This is a genomic window from Priestia sp. P5_B4 (assembly GCF_056400385.1).
The window spans coordinates 1-1,409 of sequence record NZ_JBFULJ010000955.1 but is presented as its reverse complement, the minus strand read 5'-3'; the positions used below and the strand labels follow the sequence as shown (position 1 = coordinate 1,409).

The 1,409-nt window shown below is 35.6% G+C and carries 1 protein-coding gene; it reads left to right on the top strand.

The window, feature by feature from the left end:
• Positions 1–256 precede the first annotated feature (256 nt).
• The gene (nfsA, locus tag AC1DRF_RS27845; protein ID WP_477742292.1) at positions 257–1,006 is read left to right on the top strand and encodes an oxygen-insensitive NADPH nitroreductase; all 750 of its coding nucleotides are present in this window, start codon (positions 257–259) and stop codon (positions 1,004–1,006) included.
• The last annotated feature ends 403 nt before the right edge of the window (positions 1,007–1,409 follow it).

The following is a 1,409-nucleotide window of genomic DNA, read 5'->3' as shown; positions in this document are numbered from 1 at the left end:
CCTTTGAACAGCAGCTTAAGAACATTTTAGAAAATGATGTGAAACGAAACCGGTTGATAAAACGGATGGACGAATATGTAGACAGCTTAGAAGTAAAAGTAGATCGCGTGCTTGCAGATCACTTTAAGCTGTATCGATATGAGACAAGTCAAAATCAATTTTAAGCAGAACATTGGTTATTTCTTTTTACATTCGATAAACTAACTGTAGAGATAACAACTGTAGAAGGTTAGATGAAGTAAAAGGAGATTATAATATGAACTCAGTTATTGAAACGATTTTAAATCATCGTTCTATTCGCAAATATGAAGACAAACCATTGTCAGAAGAGCAAATTCAAACGATTGTAGAAAGCGCACAGGCAGCTTCCACATCAAGCTATATTCAAGCGTATTCCATTATTGGAGTAAAAGATAAAGAAACGAAGCGAAAGCTTGCTCAATTAGCAGGAAATCAGCCTTACGTAGAAACAAATGGACACTTCTTTGTATTTTGCGCTGACTTTCATCGTCATGATGTCATTGCGGAAATGGAGAAAAAAGATTTATCGACAGCGCTCGAAAGCACAGAGCAGTTTATGGTAGCTATTATTGACGTTGCCCTTGMTGCGCAAAATGCAACGCTTGCTGCTGAATCAATGGGACTTGGAGCTTGTTACATCGGCGGTTTGCGCAACGAATTAGAAGAAGTAAGCAAATTGTTAAAACTGCCTCATCATGTAATTCCGTTATTTGGTCTAACGGTTGGACATCCAGCGGGTATTACGGATAAAAAGCCGCGCTTACCATTTAAACATGTGTATCATGAAGAAACATATGAGCCGAACGATGAGCAGACGAAAAAAGAATTAACATCGTATAACGAAGAAATTTCTGCTTATTACAACGAAAGAACAAATGGCAAACGCCAAGACACATGGACTGGTCAAATGGCCGACATGCTTTCCAATCCTAAGCGTATGTATATGAAAGAATTTGTTGAAAAGCAAGGATTTAACAAGAAGTAAAAAAAGCTGGGACAAAAGTATTTTAGCCGAATTGAAAAGCGAACCGCTAATCAAAATTTTTGATTAGCGGTTCGCTTTTTTTTGTTATAAAAAAACTGAATATACCCGTTAAATGATCAATAAAAAAGAAGAGGCATAGCCAGCAATGGTAGAGAAATTTAACTATTTTAGTAAAAACAACAATAAAAAGCAGTAAAAAGTAGAAACGTTTCATCATATAGCCAAATTATCAGAAATATTACGATTGAATGTTCTGTTTTGTTAAGTTTTGTAATAAAAGTAGCATGGCTCTGTAACGGCTGTGAAATGTGAGGATGATATCATTCAATCATTGAGTAAATAAGGAGGTATTCGTAATGAAAAAATTTATATTTACTCTAGGAACAACAGCAATCCTTTCAGC